The organism is Streptomyces sp. NPDC001889 (genome assembly GCF_053594535.1).
Genome location: NZ_JBSFER010000001.1, coordinates 197,347 through 218,266, shown reverse-complemented (window position 1 = coordinate 218,266; position 20,920 = coordinate 197,347). Strand labels below are relative to the sequence as shown.

22 protein-coding genes are annotated in these 20,920 nt (G+C 72.5%); 3 read left to right on the top strand and 19 right to left on the bottom strand.

Annotated elements, in window-relative coordinates; all coding sequences use genetic code 11:
- Position 1: 1 nt before the first annotated feature.
- The 16 genes from fxlM to ACWCRA_RS00860 all read right to left on the bottom strand — a co-directional run bounded on the left by fxlM (position 2) and on the right by ACWCRA_RS00860 (position 15,820).
- On the bottom strand, positions 2-1,222 hold the full coding sequence (gene fxlM / locus ACWCRA_RS00935; RefSeq protein ID WP_451066480.1) for a methyltransferase, FxLD system: 1,221 nt from the start codon (positions 1,220-1,222) through the stop codon (positions 2-4).
- Between the two features lie 81 nt (positions 1,223-1,303).
- Positions 1,304-2,935 carry an MFS transporter gene (locus ACWCRA_RS00930; protein ID WP_451066479.1) on the bottom strand — a complete coding sequence of 544 codons (1,632 nt, stop codon included), beginning with the start codon at positions 2,933-2,935 and terminating at the stop codon, positions 1,304-1,306.
- Positions 2,932-4,242 (bottom strand): hypothetical protein, encoded by a 1,311-nt coding sequence (locus ACWCRA_RS00925; protein WP_451066478.1) that lies wholly within the window; start codon positions 4,240-4,242, stop codon positions 2,932-2,934. Before ACWCRA_RS00925 ends, ACWCRA_RS00930 begins: the two co-directional genes overlap by 4 nt.
- Before the next feature lie 242 nt (positions 4,243-4,484).
- A complete protein-coding gene (locus ACWCRA_RS00920) occupies positions 4,485-4,631 on the bottom strand; it encodes a hypothetical protein (protein ID WP_451066477.1) in 147 nt (48 codons plus the stop codon).
- A gap of 119 nt (positions 4,632-4,750) precedes the next feature.
- On the bottom strand, positions 4,751-6,625 hold the full coding sequence (locus ACWCRA_RS00915; protein ID WP_451066476.1) for a glycoside hydrolase family 15 protein: 1,875 nt from the start codon (positions 6,623-6,625) through the stop codon (positions 4,751-4,753).
- 122 nt (positions 6,626-6,747) lie between these two features.
- The gene (locus ACWCRA_RS00910; protein WP_451066475.1) at positions 6,748-7,161 is read right to left on the bottom strand and encodes a hypothetical protein; all 414 of its coding nucleotides are present in this window, start codon (positions 7,159-7,161) and stop codon (positions 6,748-6,750) included.
- Positions 7,161-8,285, bottom strand: a complete 1,125-nt coding sequence (locus ACWCRA_RS00905; protein WP_451066474.1) for an NUDIX hydrolase — start codon at positions 8,283-8,285, stop codon at positions 7,161-7,163. The genes ACWCRA_RS00910 and ACWCRA_RS00905 overlap by 1 nt, the downstream gene beginning before the upstream one ends.
- Positions 8,286-8,481: 196 nt before the next feature.
- Positions 8,482-8,898 carry an NUDIX hydrolase gene (locus ACWCRA_RS00900; RefSeq protein WP_451066473.1) on the bottom strand — a complete coding sequence of 139 codons (417 nt, stop codon included), beginning with the start codon at positions 8,896-8,898 and terminating at the stop codon, positions 8,482-8,484.
- Between the two features lie 237 nt (positions 8,899-9,135).
- Positions 9,136-10,332, bottom strand: coding sequence for an acyl-CoA dehydrogenase family protein (locus tag ACWCRA_RS00895; RefSeq protein WP_451066472.1), 1,197 nt, complete (start codon positions 10,330-10,332; stop codon positions 9,136-9,138).
- A gap of 39 nt (positions 10,333-10,371) precedes the next feature.
- Positions 10,372-10,932, bottom strand: coding sequence for a GAF domain-containing protein (locus ACWCRA_RS00890; protein ID WP_451066471.1), 561 nt, complete (start codon positions 10,930-10,932; stop codon positions 10,372-10,374).
- Positions 10,929-11,540: a GTP-binding protein gene (locus ACWCRA_RS00885; protein ID WP_451066470.1), complete on the bottom strand. Its 612-nt coding sequence runs from the start codon at positions 11,538-11,540 to the stop codon at positions 10,929-10,931. The genes ACWCRA_RS00890 and ACWCRA_RS00885 overlap by 4 nt, the downstream gene beginning before the upstream one ends.
- A complete protein-coding gene (locus ACWCRA_RS00880; protein WP_451066469.1) occupies positions 11,530-11,919 on the bottom strand; it encodes a DUF742 domain-containing protein in 390 nt (129 codons plus the stop codon). Before ACWCRA_RS00880 ends, ACWCRA_RS00885 begins: the two co-directional genes overlap by 11 nt.
- A 3-nt stretch (positions 11,920-11,922) precedes the next feature.
- Complete coding sequence (locus ACWCRA_RS00875; protein ID WP_451066468.1) at positions 11,923-12,363, bottom strand: roadblock/LC7 domain-containing protein; 441 nt, start codon at positions 12,361-12,363, stop codon at positions 11,923-11,925.
- Positions 12,364-12,378: 15 nt separating this feature from the next.
- Entirely contained in the window at positions 12,379-13,977 is a 1,599-nt protein-coding gene (locus ACWCRA_RS00870; RefSeq protein WP_451066467.1) for an ATP-binding protein, read from the bottom strand.
- Positions 13,978-14,354: 377 nt separating this feature from the next.
- Positions 14,355-15,260, bottom strand: coding sequence for a DUF6302 family protein (locus tag ACWCRA_RS00865; protein WP_451066466.1), 906 nt, complete (start codon positions 15,258-15,260; stop codon positions 14,355-14,357).
- A 56-nt stretch (positions 15,261-15,316) separates the two neighbouring features.
- Positions 15,317-15,820: a hypothetical protein gene (locus tag ACWCRA_RS00860; protein WP_451066465.1), complete on the bottom strand. Its 504-nt coding sequence runs from the start codon at positions 15,818-15,820 to the stop codon at positions 15,317-15,319.
- A 123-nt stretch (positions 15,821-15,943) separates the two neighbouring features.
- Here ACWCRA_RS00860 and ACWCRA_RS00855 point away from each other — a divergent pair, with 123 nt between their 5' ends.
- Together ACWCRA_RS00855 and ACWCRA_RS00850 are read left to right on the top strand one after the other, a co-directional pair.
- Entirely contained in the window at positions 15,944-17,440 is a 1,497-nt protein-coding gene (locus tag ACWCRA_RS00855) for a Tat pathway signal protein (protein WP_451066464.1), read from the top strand.
- Between the two features lie 60 nt (positions 17,441-17,500).
- Complete coding sequence (locus ACWCRA_RS00850) at positions 17,501-17,983, top strand: SAM-dependent methyltransferase (protein WP_451066463.1); 483 nt, start codon at positions 17,501-17,503, stop codon at positions 17,981-17,983.
- Positions 17,984-18,063: 80 nt separating this feature from the next.
- Here ACWCRA_RS00850 and ACWCRA_RS00845 read toward each other — a convergent pair whose 3' ends face one another.
- From ACWCRA_RS00845 to ACWCRA_RS00835, 3 genes are read right to left on the bottom strand one after another with little or no spacing between them, the layout of a single operon-like run.
- Positions 18,064-18,591, bottom strand: coding sequence for a hypothetical protein (locus ACWCRA_RS00845; protein WP_451066462.1), 528 nt, complete (start codon positions 18,589-18,591; stop codon positions 18,064-18,066).
- A gap of 51 nt (positions 18,592-18,642) precedes the next feature.
- Entirely contained in the window at positions 18,643-19,491 is an 849-nt protein-coding gene (locus tag ACWCRA_RS00840; protein ID WP_451066461.1) for an ATP-binding protein, read from the bottom strand.
- Positions 19,488-19,931, bottom strand: a complete 444-nt coding sequence (locus ACWCRA_RS00835; protein ID WP_451066460.1) for a hypothetical protein — start codon at positions 19,929-19,931, stop codon at positions 19,488-19,490. Before ACWCRA_RS00835 ends, ACWCRA_RS00840 begins: the two co-directional genes overlap by 4 nt.
- A gap of 162 nt (positions 19,932-20,093) precedes the next feature.
- Here ACWCRA_RS00835 and ACWCRA_RS00830 point away from each other — a divergent pair, with 162 nt between their 5' ends.
- Positions 20,094-20,546 (top strand): helix-turn-helix domain-containing protein, encoded by a 453-nt coding sequence (locus ACWCRA_RS00830; RefSeq protein WP_451066459.1) that lies wholly within the window; start codon positions 20,094-20,096, stop codon positions 20,544-20,546.
- Positions 20,547-20,920 lie beyond the last annotated feature (374 nt).

The following is a 20,920-nucleotide window of genomic DNA, read 5'->3' as shown; positions in this document are numbered from 1 at the left end:
TCTACGCGGACGGCCAGGAGATGGAGATCCGGCTGTGCTTCTTGTCGATGATCCGTTCGCAGGTGATCCGGTCATCGGGCGTGCCCGCCGGATAGATCGCGATACGCGGCGCGGGAGTGTTGCGGTGCGCTGAGCCCCAGGCGCGGACGATGTCGGCCACTCGCTCGGCGAAGCCGGCCCCGTCGGGACCGAAGGCGTGGAACCCGAACTCCGCGTTCTTCTTCTCCGGGTTGCGGCGGATCACGATGTAGCCGAAGTTCGGGCCGTCGATTGCGACCATCGAGAAGCCGAGGCCGGTGGGCCCGATCGCTCCGGTTGCCAGGTCCGGGTTGATGGACATGCTGCAGTACGTCGGCACGTGCGCCGCCAGGTACATCTGCAGAGTGCCGATGGGCTCCTGGTTGGCGACGGTCACCCCGGTCCACGTTTCGGCGCGGTCGGTGTCCAGGACGCCGTCCAGCAGCGACGGGTCGGTGGGCAGTCCCTCGTCGAAGTGCAGGGTCACGCCCTTGTCGCCGGGCAGCTGCATCGTCTGCTGGGTGTGGGCGCCGGAGCCCTGCACGGGAACGAAGCCGCACACGTGGGCGCTGGTGGCCAGCAGGTGGTCGGCCTCCCGGACGAACCCGTACGTACGGGTCAGTCCGTTGATGCGGAGCGGTACGACGAGCCGACCGTCGTCTTTGAGCTGGCCGGTCCATGCGGGCGGAATGTCCCATGCACCGGCGGTGACCACGATCGCGTCGTAGGGGGCGTGCTCGGGGACACCGTTCTCTGCGTCGGCGACGACCACGTTGATGCCGGTGTAGCCGGTCTCGGCGAGAAATCGCTCGGCTCGCCCGGCTGGCCCGGGATCGATGTCGACCGTGGTGACCTGCCCGCCGGGTCCGACGAGCTCCGCGAGGTAGGCGGCGTTTGGACCGTTTGTGCCGATCTCCAGAACACGGTCCCCTGGGCGGAGATCAGCCTGTTCCAGCTGCATAGCCTGAATCTGGGGCGCGGACACCGAGCTGCTGTGGTTGCCGTGCTCGTCCTCCTGGGTGATCACCGCGTTGTAGGTGCTGTAGGCATCCTCCAGCGGGGCATCCGGAACGGCCAGGTGCCGGGGCACCTTGCGCAGAGCGGCCTCCACGCGCGGTGAAACTACCGTGCCGTCTTCCTTGAGCTGGTCAACGGCCGCGTTCCGCAGCTCCGTCGCACGGTTCTCGTCGGGCAGTTCGGTCATATGGCTCGTCTCCTCGTGGTGCGTGTACGCGAAACCGTGATGATGTCGATGGGGCCACCCGCGCGCCATGCGAACCTCCAGCTAAGGCCGATATTCAGCCGACTGCGGCTCCCCGGCGATCAGCGACCGGGTTCTGCGGTCCAGAGCCAGGGCCCCTGCGGAGCGCAGGACTAGGGGCGCTGCGTGCGCGGACATTTCATCCTTCAGAGAGGTCGACGCCGAATGCGATGAGGCCGCTCCCGCTCGGCCGTGGACCTTGTCCTGTGGAAGTTCTGGTTCCAGGTGCCGATCCAGACCGGGTCGGTTCCTGATCGGCCAGCTACTTCGGCCATCGCATGCCTTCTGATGTTCGATGCCGTAGAGCAATTCATCTCGCCGCCAGCCGCGTTCAACGCAGCGGGCGGTTCCGGTCAGCCACCCCGCGACCCCGGCCCACCGGACTCCAGGGCTGCCGGCATTGCCGTGAGACGCCGTAGCGGAGAGGTCAGGAGGATCCCGGCGGGGATCACATGGAGTACGACCCCCACGATCAGCGTCGTACGCACATCGGCGGCCGTAGCGAGGCCCCCGGTTGAGAGGGCGGCGAGGGGCCGGGTGCCGGAGGTGACCCACATGCACACCTGCTGCGCCCGGGACTGGAACTCCGACGGGGTCAGGTACTGGCGCAGGGTCCGCTGAGTCGTCCCGGCCGCCGTGGTGGCGGTCGTCTGCACCGCCGCCCCCACAGCGAGGACGGCGGTCCATTCCGGTCCCCGCCCGGCGGACAGGAGCAGCAGCGCGCCCAATGGGGCGCCGAGGAGCCCGGCGATCAGCAACCGGCCGGGCCCGAGGCGGACGGCGGCCCGGGGCGCGGCCAGCGCACCGACGAGCCCCCCGGGCGCCCGCCGCGCCCATGATCAGCCCGAGCCCGGTGCTCCCCACCCCGACATGGGTCAGGAGCCAGTACGCCGAGACGGTGATCATGAACCCTTCGGCGATGCCGTAGGCGAACAGGGCCTGGACCTGGGGCCGCAGCAGCGGGTGGGCCATTACGAAGGAGATTCCGCCCCGGATCGCCGGGACCATACCCGGGCGCGGCCAGGCGGCCGGGTTCGCGGCCGGGGGCGTGCGCGGCAGACGGGCCGCGCACCAGGCACCAGCCATATAGGAGACGGCGTCCGCCACGAGCGCGCGGACCGCTCCGGCCAGGGCGATGAGAACAGTTGCGGCGACGGTGCCCGCGGTGTCGGCTACAAAGGTTGCCGCGACTAAGCGTGAATTCGCCTCCGGAACACGGTCCGGGCCGACCAGTTCGGCCACGGCGGCCAGCGCGGCGGCCTGATGGGCCACGGTCAGGGTGCCGAGTACCAGTGCCACTGAGTACAGCACGGGCACGGTCAGGGCGCCGAGCGTCCAGCAGACCGGGACGGCGGTGACGGCGACCGCGGACGCGAGATCGGTGGCGATCATGATCGTACGCTTGGGCCGGTGGTCGGCCAGCACCCCGGCCGGCAGAGAGAAGAGCGCCGCGGGCGCGGTGGACAGGGCTGCGAGCACCGCGACCTGGCCCGGAGTGGCCGCGAGATGGACGACTGCGACGACGGGGAGTGCGACGGCATGCACAGCCGTCCCGCCCCAGGAGACCGCCTGCCCGGTGCAGTACGCGAGGAAGACACGGTCCCGGCCCAGCCGCGGCGCGGGACTCGCGGCCCTCCTAGTGCTGGAGAAGGTCACGGTCTCGTCCCCTCCGCCCGGGCCCCGGTGCCGGACGGTGCCGGAGGCGCTGCGGGTGCGTCCGGGGCGGGACCGGCCGCCGGAGAGAGGAGCTGGTGAGGCGGCAGGGCTTCGCGGGCCTGGGTCAGCCAGCCCCTGGTGTGGGCAGGCCAAGGCGAGGTGTCGTCGTCGGGGTACTCGTCCCTCGCCGTCTCCAGTTCGGTGACGGCGGCGGACGGATCGCCGCCGAGGAGCTGGGCGTGGCCGCGCAGTGCCCGGGCCCGGACCCTGTGGTGATCGGAGCCGGGCTCGTCTCTGAGGGTATTGCGCGCGCAGGCCAGCAGGTCAGCGGCCCGCAGAGGCTGGTCGTCAATCACGCACTGGGCCAGTGTGATCTGGACGAGCGCCTCCCCACGCCGGTAGCCGCAGGACTCCCACCGCGTCAGCGCCTGGGCGACCAGCGCCGTGGCGTCCTCGCCTCGCCGTTCCGCGAGACGGACTAGGGCGAGCCCGTGGAGGGCCTGCCCCTCGTCACGCCCGTCTTTCTCGGCCCGCGCGATGTCCAGCGCGCCCTCGTTCCATTCGGCTGCCTCCGGATACTGGCCGGCGCCGAGCAATCCGATCGCGCCGGACAGCAGCATCCGCCGCTCACCGGCACGGTCGCCGTCCGCGCGGGCGGCGGCCAGCCCCACCCGGTGCGCGTCCACCCACAGCGGATGCGGGCGCCGCCGCTGGAACAGCGGCCACCAGCTGTCAACGGTGCGCCAGATGAGACCGGGCCGGCCCCGCTCCTCCAGCGCCGCCAACAGGGAAAGGAGATTGTTGGTCCCCTGGCGCTCCAGCCACTCCAGCATCGCGGACTCGTCGGTCGTGTGGAACGGGAACTCCAGGCCAGGCCCGGCCGGATGCGTCTTGGGCGGTGGCAGAGCGGGCTGCCGCTGGTGGGGGGCGAGCTGGCGCTGAACGGCGCGGGCGCAGACCAGGAACCATGCGGCCAACCGGTCGAGCGCCGGAACCTCCTCCCCTGCGGACAGCTCTGCGGCGTGTGCTCGGACCGCCTCGCCGAACCGGTACAGCGGTAACCGGTCCTCATCTGTCTGCGGGTGCCCGGTGCGTTCGATCAGTTCCTCCTCTTCGAGGATCTGAAGAGCCCAGTCGGCTTCGGCCCAGGGGAGGGTGCAAGCCGCGGCGGCGATGTCCGCGTCGAGCACGGGGACCGGCAGGGTGCCGAGGAGGCGGTAGACGCGTTGTGGCATCGGTTCCAGCTCGGCGTACGCGGCGTCGAACAGGCCACCCGCAGGGGCGCAGCTTGTCGCGGAGGCGCTCACTTCACCAGCTCCCAACGGTCGAGCGGGCTGATCCGCCGGCGCGGCGCCTCGACGAGCTTGGCGTGGGAGAGAGCGATCTGGAGGGCGTGGTGCTCATGTGCTTGTTCTCCTTGTGAGGGTGATCGGTTGCGACGGGCAGACGGGCGCGTGAACACCGGCGCGGGCTGCTCCCGTCGGCGGGCCGTTCGTACGGCGGTGTCCACGGCCGACGTCCTTCGAAGGGACCGGGGTGCGGCAGGGGTTCACAGGAGCGGGCCGAGGTCGTCGGCCAGGTCGGTGGCGGCGGCATCGGACGCGATTGCGCGGGCGCTCCGGGTGCAGACCTTGGCCCGCCCGGTGTCCCCTGCGGTCTGACGGCGACAGCGCAGCCACGCGCTGAGGACCGTCATCCCCGGTGCCCGGTGCCCGGTGCGGCACCGCCCCGCCACTGCCAGCGGCACCACCGTGCGCGCAGAGGACTGAGCGGCGGCGGAGGCAGGCCGGGGGCCGGGCGTTGCGCGGACGCCGCTCATACAGCCACCCCAACACCCGCGATGGCGACGACGGCCGGGCGGAGCGCGCGCTGGCCGGGGATGACCGGACCCGTGCCCCGGGCGAGCACGTGGGCGCTGTCGCACAGTGCCCAGTGCGAGAAGCCCTGCGGAAAGTTCCCGACCTGACGACGATGGACCGGGTCCCACTCCTCGGCCAAGAGGCCGACGTCGTTGCGCAGTGCGAGCAGTTTGTCGAACAGAATGCGTGCCTCCTCGGCGCGGCCGGTGAGGGCCAGGGCGTCGGCGAGCCAGAATGAGCAGGCGAGGAAGGCGCCTTCGTCACCGGTCAGCCCGTCGACCCCGGCCCCGGGCCCAGCGGTGGGGTAGCGCAGGACGAAGCCGGACTTCGTGGACAGTTCCCGCCGTACGGCCTCGACGGTGCCCCTCACTCGAGGGTCATCCGGCGGGAGGAACCCCATGGCCGGGATCAGAAGGAGGGAGGCGTCGAGCTCGGCCGAGCCATACGACTGCGTAAACGAGTTCCGTGCCGGGTCGAAGCCCTGGGCGCAGATCTCGCGGTGGATCTCGTCCCGCACCGCTCGCCACCGCTCCAGCGGGCCGGTGGCGTCGCCGGACTCGATCAGCCGGACGGTCCGGTCGAAGGCGACCCAGGCCATCACCTTCGAGTGGACGAAGTGCCGGCGCGGACCGCGGATCTCCCAGATCCCTTCGTCCGGCTCGCGCCAGCGCTGCTCCAGCAGCTCGACCAGCCGGATCTGGAGCGCGGATGCGCGCGGGCAGGGCTCCAGCCCGTGGCGACGGGCCACATCGAGCGCGTCGGCGACCTCGCCGAACACATCGAGCTGCAACTGCCCAGCAGCGCCGTTGCCGACCCGGACGGGCAGGGAGCCCTTGTAGCCGGGAAGATGGGGAAGTTCGGTCTCGGAGAGGTCGCGTTCGCCCGCGATGCCGTACATGATCTGGAGGTTCTCCAGGTCGCCGCCGACGGTGCGGACCAGCCAGTCCCGCCACGCCCGCGCCTCGTCGAGGTACCCGGCCCGTACGAGGTCCGTGACGGCGAGTGCGCTGTCGCGCAGCCAGGTGAAGCGGTAGTCCCAGTTCCGGCTGCCGCCGATCTCCTCCGGCAGCGACGTCGTCGGGGCGGCGACCATCGCGCCGGTGGGGGCGTAGGTGAGGGCCTTGAGGGCGATCAGGGACCGGATCACCGCTTCCCGGTCCGGGCCGGCGTACGTACAACGGGCCGTCCAGTCGCTCCAGAACGCCACGGTCGCCGCCAGGCTGGCGCGGGGGGCGGTCAGCGGGGCGACGCCGGCGTGGGCGGGGTGCCAGGCGAGGGTGAACGCGAAGTGCTCCCCGGCGGCGACCGTGAACTCGGATACGAGAATCCCGGATTCGTCCCGTTCGGTGGGGGGTTCGGCGTCCAACCACCAGGCGTCCGGTCCGGCCACGGCAGCGAACCGGTCCCCGTCGGGGAAGATCCAGGGCACGACCACGCCGTAGCCGGGGCGCGGGCGCAGCTCGGACCGCATCGGCACCAGCCCGGTGATCCCTTCGACGATCCGCACCAGCTGCGGCGGCTCAGCCCGGTCACTGGTGTGCGGGGGCATGAAATCGGTGACCCGCACGGTGCCCTCGACGGTGTCCCATTCGGTTTCCAGGATGAGGCTGTCGCCGCAGTAGCGGCGCCGGGACGCGGCCGGCGGTGCGGTGTCCGGCGGGACGGCAGGCCCGAGGGTCCAGCCGCCGTGCTCCGGCCCGCCGAGGAGGCGGGAGAAGACCGCAGCGGAGTCGAACCGGGGCAGGCACAGCCATTCGACCGTGCCGCTCCGGGATATGAGGGCGGCGGTGCGCATGCCGCCGACGATCGCGAAGTCCTCAATCAGAACCATGGGGTGGTGCTTCTTTCAGGGTCGGGACGGACGGTGCCGTGGTGAAGGAAGAAGAGGAGAAGGGGGATCGGTGGCGCGACGGCGGTTCGTGCCGGGGCCGGGACGCCGTCCGGCCGGGCGGCTCACCGCGCCACGTCCGGAGCCGAACGGGGGGTCAGGATGTTCAGGGTGTGACCGAGGGCGACGAGCTGTGCGGTGGTACGAGCTCCGGCCCGTACGCGGAGCTGGCCGATCCGGGACGGCAGTTCCCGCAAGGTGAGTGCGGCGGCGTGGGCGATGGCCGGGGCCTCGGAACGGAGAGCGAGCGCAAGCCACAACCGCACCTCGTCCCGGCTGAATTTCGGCTGGTCCCCTGCCCGTGCCGGGGGTTCGGGGGTGGTCAGGTCCCCGGCGGTGATCGCGGCGTGCACCAGAGCGGGCTTCGCCCGGACGCCGTACCGGGCCGCGGCCTCGGTGAGAAGCGGCTGGACGTCCCCGATGGGGATGCGGAGACGGCTCGCCGCTTCGGTCGTCGTCAGACCACCGGCCAGGGGCATCAGCAGTTCCCCGATAGTGGCGCGGGCGTAGACAGGGCGGGCAGCGGAGGCACTGGTTCGGTTGCGAGGCACGGGAGTTCCTGCCGGTGCGAGGGCTGCGGGCGGGCAGCCGGAACGGAAGACGGGGCCGGAGGGTGGAGCAGGAGTACGGCGGCGAGGTGCGCCCGGTCAGAGGCTGCGGCCCGGTCCTGGAGGGCGCGCACCGCGTGTTCGGTCTCGTCGATGGTGCGGCCCAGCTGGCGGGCGATCTGGAAGTCGGCCAGCCCATCGGCCACGAGCTCGGCCAGCTGCCAGTCCGCGCCTTCGAGGATCAGCGGACCCTCGGCGGGCGCGGGGACATGCTCGGCGGTGATCAGCCCCCAGCCCACCGCGCGGGTCACGGGACGGACGAGCCACTGCGGCAGCGGCACCGGATCACTCAAGGGCGCCTCCGGGCACAGACCGCGGACCGTGCGGGTCAGCGCGTCCCGCACATCCCAGTAGGCCGCTCCCAGAGCGCGGGCCGCCTCCCACAGACTCCCCCCGGCGGCGGCGTGCCGGAGCACCGCCAACCCCCGGTCCCCGCCGGACGGCAGGAACAGGGGCGGAAGGCCGGCGCGCGCGCCGGTACCGAGGTTCCGGGACCGGCGTCTTGGACGGGACGAGAGCACCGGGGCCCGGTCCGCTCCGGCGCGCGCTGTTCGCTCCCGGTCCAGGCCGAGAAACCTCCGTACGGGCCTGTCTATGACGCCCGCGAGATAGCCGTCGAGGTCTCCTTCGGCGATCCAGGCCGCCCCGGCGATCGTGTGCGGGTCAGCGACGTACGCCGCCCGGCTGCCCGTCGCGAGGAAGCACCCCACATGGACACGCTCCTCCGGGGCCCCGGGCCGGGCACGGTCACAGAGCACCCGGTGGGCGACCGCGTCCACGCCGGTCAGCTTCCGCGCCGCGCGCACCGCAGCCTCCGCCGGCTGCTCTCCGTCTCCGACGCGAACGGAGGGAAACTGCCAGACCAGCTCGCCCTGGGGCGCGCGGGAGAGGACGAGCAGGGTCCGGTGCTGGTGGCTGATGACCGCGGCGGCGTCGCACGGCGCAGGGGGTGGCGGTGCCGGGCGGGGCGGTGCTGCGGTCGTTGCGGTGTTCACGCGGTTCGTCTCCGGTGGCTGAGGGCGGCGGGCATCCGGTGGGGTCAGAGGTGGAGCTCGGGGCGGGCCAGGTAGGGGCCGCCGTTTGCGGCCTCGGTGCGGTCCTGTTCCCGGCCGTAGACGGCGGGCGGGGCGGTGATCGGCACGGGTGACCGGTCCTTCACAAGTCGAGAGGGCGGACGCGTGGGCGGGCTGGTCAGGCGCTGTGCACGAGGTGGTCGCGGGCGGGTTCGTACAGGTCGGGCATGTAGGTGTCGAGCACGGCGGGCGCCGTGGATATCCACGCGACTTCGGCCACTTCGCGGGGGGAGGCCCGGTAGGCGGTGCCGTGGGTGACGGTGCAGGTGATGTAGGTGAGGTGGCGGCCGGTGGCGGGGTGGAGCCGTTCACCGAGCCGTCTGACCGTGGTGACGGTGAGGCCGGTCTCCTCCCGGGCCTCGCGCGCGGCGGTCTGCTCCGGGGTCTCACCCGGCTCCTGCTTGCCGCCGGCGAACCGCCAGCGCGGCCCGCCCGCGATTATGCGCGGCCGGATCGCCAGGGTCAGGCTCGGGCGGCTGATCACGGCGAGAACGACCCGGACCGGGCCGGACAGGATGTCGGGGTCGATGTTCACGGCGGGGCTCCTTGAGTGCGGGACGAGGGGAGGAGTTCGGGGCAGGTAAGGGGCACGATGGCTGGGCCGGGAGTACGGGCGGCGCGAAGAGCGGGGGTGAGGACTGCCAGGTGCCACGGCCGCAGTCACACCGCCTCCGGCAGCACTGCACTGGCCGGCTCCGCGAGTACCCGCTCCCTCCGCCTGCCCGCAACACCGCCGGTTCTCAAAGCGAAGGCGGAGACGAGGTGGGGAGGGTCAGGCGGAGGGGGCCAGGGCCCATGGGCGAGGAGTGGGCGGGGTGAGGGGCCGGGCGAACCGTTCGGACCACTGTCGGCGTCGGCCCGGGGCGAGGGCTTCTTCAGCGAGGCGGTGGCGCTGGATGTCCGAGGTGCCTGCGGGGGGCTCGACACACAGGGCGTCGCGGAAGTGCCGCTCCATTGGCAAGCTGCTGAGCAGTCCTGCGGCGCCGTGCGTTGTCATCCCGAGGTCGGCGGCGCGCCGGACGGCTTCGACCGCCTGGAGTTTCGCGGTGATGAGGTCCATGTCGCAGGGTTCGCCGAGGTCGAGGCGGCGGGCGGCGTGGTAGACGGCGAGTTCGGTCAGCCGCAGGTCGGCGGCGATCTGGCCGATGCGGTCCCGCACGATGCCTTCCCGGGCGATCCGCGGGCGGCCGGAGACGAAGGCCGTGGTCTGGTCGAGGACAGCACGGTGGATGCCTAGGGCGACGGCGGCGAGGTTGAGCCGCCCGTACAACACCGAACTGGAGTAGGAGACAGCGAGCCCGTCCCCGACCTCGCCGATGCGGTGGCTGTCGGGGACGCGGACGCCGTCAAGGCTCAGCTCGCCGAAGGAGAAGCCTTTGAGCCCGACGCGGGGTTCGTGCGGTGCGAGCGAGACGCCCTTGCGGTCGTGCTCGATGAGGAACGCGGTCAGCCCGCGGCTTCCGTCGCCGGTGCGCACCACCACTCCGTGCAGGCTGCCAACATGGCTGTTGCCGACGAATACCTTCCGCCCGTCGAGGATCCACCCCTTGCACTTGCGGCGGCCGGTCGAGGCCATACCCAGGACGTGTCCGCCAGAGGCGGCCTCGGTGACCGCGATCGTCGGCAGCAGGGTGCCGTCGGCGATCGGCGGCAGCCACTCCTTACGCTGCTCCTCCGTCCCGAAGTGGTCGATCTTCGCCATGCCGAGGATGGACGCCTGAGCGGCGGCCCCCATCGCGGCACTTACCACCGATAGCTCGTCGATGATGACCGCCTTGGCCTCGTGACCGGCGCCCATTCCTCCGTAGGCGGCGGGGATGGTGACGCCGATCCAGCCCTGGCGGGCCATCTCTCGCACCAGTCCGTGCTCGATCTCCCCGCCGGCCTCCATCTCGGGTACGCGGGGGGCGATCTCGGCTTCGGCGAAGGCGCGGACGGCGGCGCGCAGCTCGGGGTGTCTGTCGGGCATCGGCTTCCTCTCCAGGACAGGGCGTACGGCGGATGATGGTCAGCGGGAGAGACGGAGCAGGGGGAGGACCCCGGCGCAGTGCTCCGTGACGAGCGCGGCGAGTTCCTTCTCACTCGTCTCGGGCCGGGGCTGGGTGTCGACCAGGCAGACGGTGCCCAGGACGAGGCCGTCGCGGGGGTCGGTGATCCGGGCGCCCGCATAGGCCCTGATCCCGATCTGGTCCACGACCGGGTTCGATTTGAACCGGGCGATGGCGTACACGTCGGGCAAGATCAAGTTTTTGGAGCGGCGCAGAAGGGAGGGGCAGTAGCCCTCGCGCAGCGTCATCGTCCGGGTCACGTGCGGCAGATCGGGACGTTCATCGGCCTGGTAGAGGCCGATGAACGTCTGATGCTCCCCGATGCGGTTGACCATGGCGTATGCGGCGCCGGCGGCGCGGCCCAGAGCGGCGGCGGCCTCGTCGAGGTCGGGACGCGGCGCGGCGGTGATCCCGAAGTCGGCGAGGCGCTGTTCGCGTACGGCGGCTTCGTGCGCGGCTGTGTCGGGGTCTTCGGTTCGCAGGCCGGGCGGGAGGGGGATCGGGTCGATCGGGGAGGTCACAGGAGCGCTCCTGGGGCGGACGGGGTGGGCGGGTACGTCTGGGAGCGGACGTGGGTGAGGAGGGTGGCCAGGACGTTCCGGGAGGAGCCGGGGTCGCGGGCGTCGCACGTCACCACCGGGACGTCGGAGGTGATGCCGAGGGCGTCGCGGACCTCGTCGGCCGTGTACCGGTGGGGGTCCTGGGCGAATTCGTTGACGGCGATCACGAGCGGGAGGCGGTGACGTTCGGTGAAGTCGAGTGGGGTGAACGCGTCTGCGAGGTGGCGGGTGTCGACGAGGACGACGGCGCCGACCGCGCCGCGGGCGATGTCCTCCCACAGGTCTTCGAACCGCCTCTGCCCGGGGGTGCCGAACAGGAACAGCTCGACAGTCAGGGACGGCGAGGGGTAGGTGCGGCGGCCGAAGTCGAAGGACACGGTCGTCGTGGCCTTGGCCTCACGTCCCGTGAGGGAGTCGGTGCCGGCGCTCGCTTCGGTGACGGGCGCCTCGGTCGTCACCGGGGTGATCTCGCTGACCGCGCCGATCAGGGCCGTCTTGCCCGCTCCGAACCCGCCGGTGACGAGGATCTTCATCACCGCGCGCGCCGGGGAGGTGGACTCACCCGACATGGCCCGCCCCCGCTCCCGCCCTCACGCCGTCCTTGCGGAGGCCGGCCAGGACGGCGTCGAGCACCGAGAGGCCGTCCTCGGCCTCGTCGTGGAGATGGACCATGCGCAGCACCCCCTGCTGCACCAGGTCCGCGAGGAGGACCTTGACCACGCTGGTGGGCAGGGACACGGTGCCGGCCAGCTCGGCGACGGACCGGGCGGCCCCCCGGGCGAGCGCGACAAGCTCCTGCTCCTCCGGCGCCCGGACCTCTGCCCCCCGGCCCGGCACCGCTTCCACCTGGGATTCCATCCGCAACGGCAGAACGGGGAAGGTCCGGCCACGAGTGAGGGCGTAGAGGCGGACCCTGGGATTGACCACCCACGGGGGTTCACCGCTCATAGGTCACTCCCCTTCACCGGCGGCCAGGGGCGCGCGGCTCGGGGTGGCCAGCTGCTCGCCGAGCCGCTTGCCGAGCAGGCCCATCTCGTGGCCGACCGTCCCGGCGTTGGCCTCGGTGTCGGTAATTACGGTCAGCAGTGTCCCGTTGCCGGCGCTCATCACGAACAGCAGGAACTGGGTGTGTTCCAGGAAGAACTGGCGCACCCCGCTCTCCGAGTTGTCCGCGCCCAGGACTCCGGCGGCGCTGCGGCTGGAGGCCAGGAACGACGCGCCCAGGGCGCCGATCCGCTGGGCGTCGTCCACGCTGAGGCCGCTGGAGCAGCGGGCGATACCGTCCAGGGACGCCAGCACCGCGCGGGTGTCGTGCCCGACCTGCTTGGCCAGGTTTTCCAGCAGCCACTCCCGGCCGCTCAAGTCGTTCGGGTTGATGGTCTCGCCGGTCATGAAGTCTCCTTCTGGTCAGGGCGTGTGGTGAGCAGGCAGTCCGGGGTCAGCCGGGGGCTGCGCGCCGCTGTTGCTGTCGGCGGCGCGGCGGGCCCCGGTGCGGAAGGCGTGCACCAGCTGCGGCGTCGCCGCGGCCGGCGTGCCCGGGGGCGCGGTGGCCGGGAAGGCAGGTTCGGGGGAGGGCAGAGGACGGGAGCGGCGCGGGAGCCGGGGCCGGTCCCCGCTCGGGGAGTCCTCGCCCGGCTGGGTCTCCCGGGCCGCCGACGTTGCCGCCGGTATGCGGGGCGGCAGATCCGGACGCTCGCGGACGGGGGTGGCGGCGCTGGTGTCCGGGGCGGACTGCGGGACCTGGAGCGGTCGGTGTGCGGTCCGCCGGAGGAACGGCGGGGCTTCGGGCGCGGTGGTGACCAGCCGCCTCGGCAGCCACACCGAGGCGGTGTGGCCCTCCTCCGGCTCGGGGTTGGCGGACAGTTCGACCCGCAGCTCGTACGATTTGGCGAGCCGGGCGACGACGGCCAGGCCGATCAGCCCGCGGTGGAGACGCTCCCGTTCCACCGCCTGGTCGGGAGCCGAGAGCAGCGCGTTCGCGTCCGCCAGGGCCTGCTCGGTCATGGGCAGCCCGCGGTCCTCCACGGTGATGAGCAGCGCGTCCCCGTCCCACCGGGCCTCGACCCGCACCTCGTGCTGGCTGTAGCGCATCGCGTTGTCGATCAGGGCGGCCAGCAGGTGGGTGATGCCGGGGCCCGCGTACGGGGCGATCCACAGTTCCTCGCGTGGCCAGTACGGCGTCGCGCGCTTGAAGCTTTCGGTCTCGGCGATGGCGGACCGCAGCACCGTGGACAGCAGGACCGGGTCCCGGCTGGACGCGAACGGGGTTCCGCTCAGCACCATCAGGCTCTCGATGTAGTGCCGCACCCGGGTGCTGTGGTGGTCGACCCGGTAGGCCATCCGCATCTCCGGGCCGTCCAGCTCGGCCTCCAGTGCCTCCAGCTCGTTGAGGGCCTTCGATATCAGGGCGTGCAGCCGGGGGGCGATGCTCTTGATCAGGGCCTTCTCGCCCTCGGCCGCTCCCTGGGTCCGGGCCAGCGCGACCGCCTCGACCGCCTCTCCCAGTACGGCGGCCAGCGCGTGGTCGAGGCCGGTGAACGCGTCGGGCGGCGCGGGGGCGGCGAGCCGGCTGGGAGCAGGGGCTGCTGTGCCCAGCGCGGCAGCGAGGTCGTGGTGGCCCTTGGCGAGGACCGAGGCGTACCAGGTCATCCACTCGTACACGCCGGCCATCTGACGGCGCAGCGCCTGCGCGTCCTGCCCGGCGGCGGCGCGTTCGGCCGCGAGCCCGGCGGCCACACAGGCGGCGTCGCCGCCCGCCCACCGGCGCCCGAGCACCAGGATTGCGGCACCCGCCGCTGCCACCCCGGCCACCGGCCAGAGAGGCGATACCGTGCCGACCGTCTCGACGGTCCCCCACACCGCCGACGGAACGCCCGCGCCGGCCAGTGACACCGTGAGATACCGGCGGCGCAGCCGCGACCGCCACTGGGCCAGATCACGGGCGACCGACAGCGGCGCGCTCCCGTGCCGGCGGCGCGGTCCTCGGCGTAAGAACAGAGACTTCATAAATCCTCAAACTTCGCAAAATACGTGAACGGGGCGACTGTTGGGCAGAAGGGAGGAAGGACCGGCTGCCGCGGGGTCCCGAGGTCCCGCGACGGCCGGGAGCAGACGGCGCCCTTCTTCGGCGCCACGGGGCTCACCCCGACTCCCGGGCCGGATGACGGCGGTCCTGTGCGGTGGCCCCGATCGCCACCACGCCGGACCCGGTCCGGGAATTGGGGCCCTCCGGCCCGGGGGCCGGCCGCGGCATTGCTGCGCCGCGACCGACCTTGCCGGACCAGGACCGTCCCGGGGCGTCTCCGGACCCGTGACCACGGGGGAGCCGCCGGGGCCGGAGTGCGCGATGACCCCGGGACGGTCGTCTTATGGGCCGGGCGGGCTCACGGCCCCCGGCTCCAGCCGGGCTGCTCGGCCCCAGGCTCGCCGGGGCCGAGCAGCCCGGTCTCATGGCCCCGGAGCACGGCGTGGTGCTCCGAACGGGCGCCCAGCCGCTCGCACACCGAACGCTCCAGATCCCGCAGACCGCCCCGGGCCGCGACCAGGCCCGCGCGCCGGGCCCGGGGCGCTCCGTAGGCCCAGGCGTTCAGCAGGGTCAGCCCCGACGGCCCGAGGCTCACCGGCTGGGCGGGCACGGCCGGAACCACGCCCCGGCACACGGCCGCGTGCACGACCGCGGTCCAGGTCATCCCCCGCCACCCGGTCAGCGCTGTGCCGGTCGCGCCGAGCCGCTCGTGCACCTCCCGCTCGTCCGCGGCGAGACCGCAGGCGATCAGCGTGCCGACCGGCGTGCCGTGGGCGAGCGCGTCCAGCATCACCGCGTCCCCCAGCTCAAGCGGACCCGCCATCCCGGAAGCCGGAGAGCCGCCCGTCCAGTCGGGGGCCGCACCCCGGTAGAAGCGGCGGCGCCCCGCACCGCTGATCCGGGCCGGACACGACGCGCCCCACAGCACCTGGACCCCGCCGCGCCCATCGGGCACCACGCGCACGTTCTCGAACCGCGGAAGGGCCGCGAGTGCCCGGGCGACCTCCGCGACGACCGGACGCGGAACCCCCAGAGCCCCGCCCAGCCGGCCCGGCCCCGAAGGAACGGCGAGTACCCCGTCCGCATCCGAGCCCGGGAACCGCAACACCACCGCCCCCGCCACCAGGGCGGCGTCGAGAGGCGGCCACACCGCGGCAGCGGCCTGGGGCACCTCGATCGACACCGTCACACCGGCCGCGTGCTGCGCGTCCGGCAGAACAGGGGTGATGCTCGCCGGCTCAGCGGTACAGACAAAGGGAGTCATGACGGCGTTCCCATCGGAGACAAGGACGAGAGGGAAGGAAACAGGGGCTGCGGGGGCTACACGCGTTCGGTCAGGGCGTCCTTCAGGACCGGGCGGAGAGCGACTCCGGTCGGAAGCCCCGCGGGCTCCCGCAGCAGGGGCTGCCACGGAGGGGTGTCCCACACCACGCCCCGGGTCGGCGGCAGCGGAAGAAGGTCCGTCCCCGTGACGATCCGCACGTCGCGCAGACCCTCCAGCGCGGCGGCTGTGCCCGCGCGGATCAGCAGGGTGACACTGGCCACGCCGCGCAGGACCGGGACCGGCGCTGCGCCGGGCTGAAAGACCGGGTGCCTCTCCAGCAGTCGGTTCGCCTTGCGGCCCGCCCTCGGCCCCAGGACGACCGCGTCCAGACCGGCGTCCCGGCACCGGGTCGCGACCACCGTGCCCGGAGCCCGCTCCAGTAACCGCAGCACCCGGTCGGCCGACATCCCGTCGCCGTCCGCGACCAGCGGCCACTTGAGCACGGTGGCGCACGCGGACAGCAGCGAGGCGGGATCGCTCGAACGGGGAGGCCAGACCATGCGAATCACGTCCTTGTGACCGGGGAAGGTAGGGAGTGGAGGAGAGCGCGGCCCCGGACGAATGCGGCGGGCTCGCGGGTCCGTGGCCCGTTCTCGATCACTGGGATGATCGGAAGGGCTACGGTGAGCAAACCGTTTCTGGCGGTCGCGGGGTATCCCTTCGCGGTGCCGGATGCTGCTAACACTGCTAACACCCGTACCCGGCAACGGGGGATGCCCATGGCGCGCACCCGCAACCGCACCCGAAATCATCTGCTGGCGGCTGTGATCAGCGAGATCGGCTGGTCCCAGGAGCAAGTAGCCGCTCATGTCCGGCGCGTGGCCGCCGAGCTCGGCGCCCACCAGCTGACCACGGTGACCCGCTCGAACGTCTCGCAGTGGATCCTCGGATCGCAACCCTCCGGGTCGGCCGCCCGTATCGTGAGCGAAACGCTCAGCCGCGGCCTCGGCCGGACCCTCACCCTCGCCGGGCTCGGCTTCGCACCGCAGGGTGAGGAGCCCCAGGCCGAGCCCGACTGGACCACCGAGACCAGCAGTCTGCTGGCCGACCTGGGAGAGTGCGACATGGACACCGGACGACGCCAGGTCCTGGCGACCTCCGCGTACTCGCTCGCCGGGCTCGCCCTGCCCCCCGACGCCTGGTGGGACAACGCCCCCCGCCGTGCCGCCCCCCGCACCGCCCGCAACGCCACGGTCGCCGCCGCCGACGTGGACAGCGTCCGCGAGATGACCGCCTTCTTCTCGCGCCGCGACCAGAAGCGCGGCGGCGCCGACGGACGCACCGCCCTCGTCGCCTACCTCCGCACCGACGTCACGAACTACCTCAAGAGCCCCGCCACCGACGACACCGTGAGCCGCGACCTGCGCTCCGCCGCCGGTGAACTCGCCTACCTCGCGGGCTGGACCGCGTTCGACACCCGCGAGCACCACACCGCCCAGCGATGGTTCACCCTGGCCGTACGGCTCGCCGCCGAAGCGGACGACCCGCCACTGGCCGGGCACATCCTGCGGGCCATGGCCCACCAGGCCGCCGACCTCGGCCACGGCCACCAGGCCGCGAACCTCGCCGAAGCCTCCCTCGAACGAGGCCGCTACGCCCGGGCCACCGCCCGCGAACGCGCCCTCCTTGGTGTCGTCCACGCCCGCGCGCTCGCCACCGACGGCCAGCGCCGCGCCGCCCTCGCCGCCCTCGCACGCGCCGAAGCCGACCTCGACCAGGCCGAGGCCACCGAGCAGGACGAACCCGGACGGGTCTTCTTCTTCCAGCGCGCCAGCCTCGCCCACGAGACCGCACGCACCCTCCACACCCTCGGCGACCTCGACGGCGCCATCGCCCAGTTCACCCACAGTGCCCAGACCCGCCGCAAGCAGACCTTCCGCAGAACCCACTCCGTCACCCTCGGCTACCTCGGCTCCGCCCAGGCCGAGCACGGCACTCTCGATGCCGCAATCGCCACCTGGACCGAAGCCCTCGACTCCATGGACGGCGTCCACTCCGGCCGCGCCCGTGAAACCGTCGTCCAGATGCGCCGCGCACTCAGCCCGTTCCGCAACCGCTGCCACCGCCCGGCCGCCGACCTCGACGACCGCGCCCGAGCACTCCTCGGCCGCATAGGCTGAACCCCGACCACACCGTACCCGGCGCGCGACAGCGCGCCGGGCATCGAAGGGGGAACGTTCGTGGACAAGCTGGAGATCGTGCCCGTGGCCACCGTCGTCGGCGGCCACACCATCCCGGGCGACGACTACCAGGGCGGCACCGAGGCGATCATCCGCCTCAACCCCGACTACCCTGTCGAGACCGTCCAGGGACTGGAGGAGTTCTCCCACCTGCAGATCGTGTGGCACTTCCATCACTCCAGCCCCACCGACGTGGCCCTGCACGCCCGCAGCCCGCGCAACAACCTCCGCTGGCCGGCGACCGGGACCTTCGTCCACCGCAACCACCGCCGCCCCAACCAGCTCGCCGTCTCCCATCCCCGCCTGCTGCGCGTGGACGGACTCGACCTCCACGTCACCGACCTCGACGCGGTCGACGGCACGCCCGTCTTCGACCTCGCGCCCTGGTTCCCGACCATGGGCCCCCGCGGTGCGGTTCGCACCGCACCCTGGGTCGACGAGATGCTCCCCAATTACTGGAGCGTCGCCCACGAACGCGGCTGAACAGCTGCGGTCCGGGAGCATCCCCGGGGCCTCCCGGTCTGCTGCGGCCGTCGGCGGGCACGGCGACTCGTGCCGGCTCATCATCGGACACCTCCCGCTGCCGCGACCGGCCGGACGACCAGCACCGGGTCCGCCAGGAGCGCGAGTTCGCGGGCCGATTCCGCCGCCATCACGATCGTGATCCTTGCCGTCAGGCCCGTCTCGCCCCCAGCGCGCACTAGCAGACGGCGGGCACGCTCGGCCTCACGGTCAGCAGCCGGGGTGAGGCTGCCCTGGGTCTTGAGCCCGCGAGCCAGGGCGCGGGTGCGGCCGTCGAGGTCACGCCGCAGCGCCGCGCACGTCTCCTCGTCACGAGGGAAGGGCCGGTCGGCGTCCAGCAGCCGGCCGGTGACGGCCAGGACCCGGCAGGAGAGCACCGGCACGGGAACCCGCCTGCGCTTCTGCCGCCGCGCGTGGGCGGCCGACGGCAGCAGAGCACCGTGCCCCGGGCGGAGGCGCCGGAGCGAGCCGAGCACGCGGCCGGCCCTCCGCAGCCCGCCTGGGCGAGGCCCTGCGGGCGCGGGCCCGGCGAGGGGTAACACCCAGGTCGCCAGCGTGGACGAGGTCATGGGGAGCTCCATAAGGAAGGGCTGGGGAGAAGAGGCGGGCGGAGGCGAGGGTTACGGCATGCCTGCGGGGGCTCGGGAACTGCGGGCCCGATCGAGGGGAACGCTCATCCAGACCTTTTTGCCAGGCCGACTGAAGGCGGGGACGGAGCCCCAGGTCTGTGCGACGTGCTTGACCAGGCCGAGGCCCCGCCCGTGCACATCGCCGTCCCCGGGCCGGCGCGGGCACGGCGGGTCGGGGGACCGGTCCTCCACCCCCACGCACAGCCGTCGGCGGTCGCACTCCAGCGTCAGAACAACCGGGTCACCGGGGGCGGACCCATGGGTGACCGCGTTGGTGATCAGCTCGTTCACCGCCAGCAGCAGCAGGTCCGCATCCACGTCGGGGTCCAGTCCGGCCAGCAGGGGCCCCCACCCGCTCAGCACCCGGCGCGCCAGCCTCCTGATCACCGGGGTGTGCGTCTCCAGCGCCGGGAACGCCACACAGCAGCACCCGCCCACCGGCGGCATACCGCCCGCGTCGGGCCCTGGTCGGTCAGGCCGTTCCCAGGCGCGAACCCAGTCCGCGGTCTCCCACGGAGACGGCTCCACCGCGGTGACCGTGACGCCGTTCCCCTTCAGGGCGGCGGCCACCGGGGCGCGGCGCGCGGCGGTGTGCCCGAGCTCGGCCCGCGAGCGGACGAGAAGGACAACACCGGAACCAGCGGCGGAAGACAGCCGGGACCAGCCCGGACGCTCCGCTGGCGTCGTGTCCCGCCCGGTGACATCGGCCACCACGGCCCGGACCGTACAGCCACGGTTGGCGGCCGTGCGGGACAGGGAGTCCAGGGCGGCCATCGCCGCTATCGGGTCCGAGTCGCAGACCGGGTCCGAGTCGCAGACATAGAGGTCGGCGTTTGTCACCACGAGCCCTCCTGAGAACGGGCCCCCGGTACGGGGAGCAGCCGAAGGACGGCGTACCGGCACGGGTCGGGCACCAGCCCTACTCGTCCGGGGCGCAAGTGGTCGTGGTCGCGGAGGGTGAGTATGCGGGCACCGGTCACGGTGACCTGGATGCGCCGGACTGTGGCCTGTACGCGGGGTCTCAGGTGGGCGGGCGAGGGGAGTACGACTCCGTACGCTCCGGTGGCCAGGGCTTTGAGCGGCCTGGCGAACGTGCCGTCCGCGCCGGGGTCGTTGTCGTGTTCGGTGAAGACGTCCACGAGGGCCAGCTCCCGGGCGGAGCAATACACCGCGAGCGCCTGCCGCAGGGCGGTGCGCCGAGCCGCCGAGGCCCCGCCGGGGCGGAGGAATCCGTAGACGGCTGGCCGGCTGACCGGACGCTGTTCGGTGAGCGGTTCCACGACGGCGACCCCACAGTGTCGGAAGCGGATCGGGAGGCTCAGCCTGTCCCGCGCGGGTGCGCCGTCCAAGGAACCGGTGTGGCACTTCCGTGGCACTTGCGCACCCCCAGGGCCCAGCCGCGTGGTTCGATGACCACGGAACGACCACGTGGGGAGTGGCCTGTGGCGACCGTGCACCACTGGAGCGGGCTGGAAGCCCGCGCGTTGCGGCTCGCACTGCGGATGAGCGTCCGCGTCTACGCCGAGCACCTCGGCGTCGGCATCCGGACGGTGTCCAAGTGGGAGCAGCTGCTCGCCCGCACCCGGCCGAGGCCGGACACTCAGGCGATCCTGGACACCGCGCTCTCCCGCGCGGATGCCGCCGTCCACGAGCGGTTCGAGATCTTCCTCACCGACGAGACCGGGCAGAGGCGGGACGGCGGCCGTCGGGTGACGGTCGACCGGGCGTCCGGCGCGGACCTGGAAGCCTGGGCGGACGCCCTCGACCGCACCACAGTGGCGCTGTCCCGGCAGGACTTCACCTTCGCCGCCCCGCAGGATGTCCCCGACGATGTCCAGGCCGAGTACACCGAGCTGGTCAATGCCGAATTCACCAGCCGGCTGGTCTCCGCCTGAGCCCCGAAGGGCTTTGGCGCCACGGATGGCGTGAGCGCTCCCGGGCTCCTCGTTCGCCCTGCCTCGCCCCGGCATGCCGGGCTGTGAAGGCGAGATCATGCACATCACACATCCTTCGCAGGAGATTCCGGGTGCCCGGGGGAGACGCTGAGCCTCAGCCGTGCCGCTGAGGGTTGGTGACCAGCGTTGCGGAACGCTCGCGTCATCAACACGTCATGCCGCGACGAACAACGACATCTTCGGACGGCGGAGACCGGCTTCTGACCCTTGGCACCGGGGCCCTGGACCCGCGCAGTTGGGGCTGCCACACACGAGGAGATGGATTCGTCGCGGCATGACGTGGTGATGACGTCATTTCTCGGGGACCGTTGAAG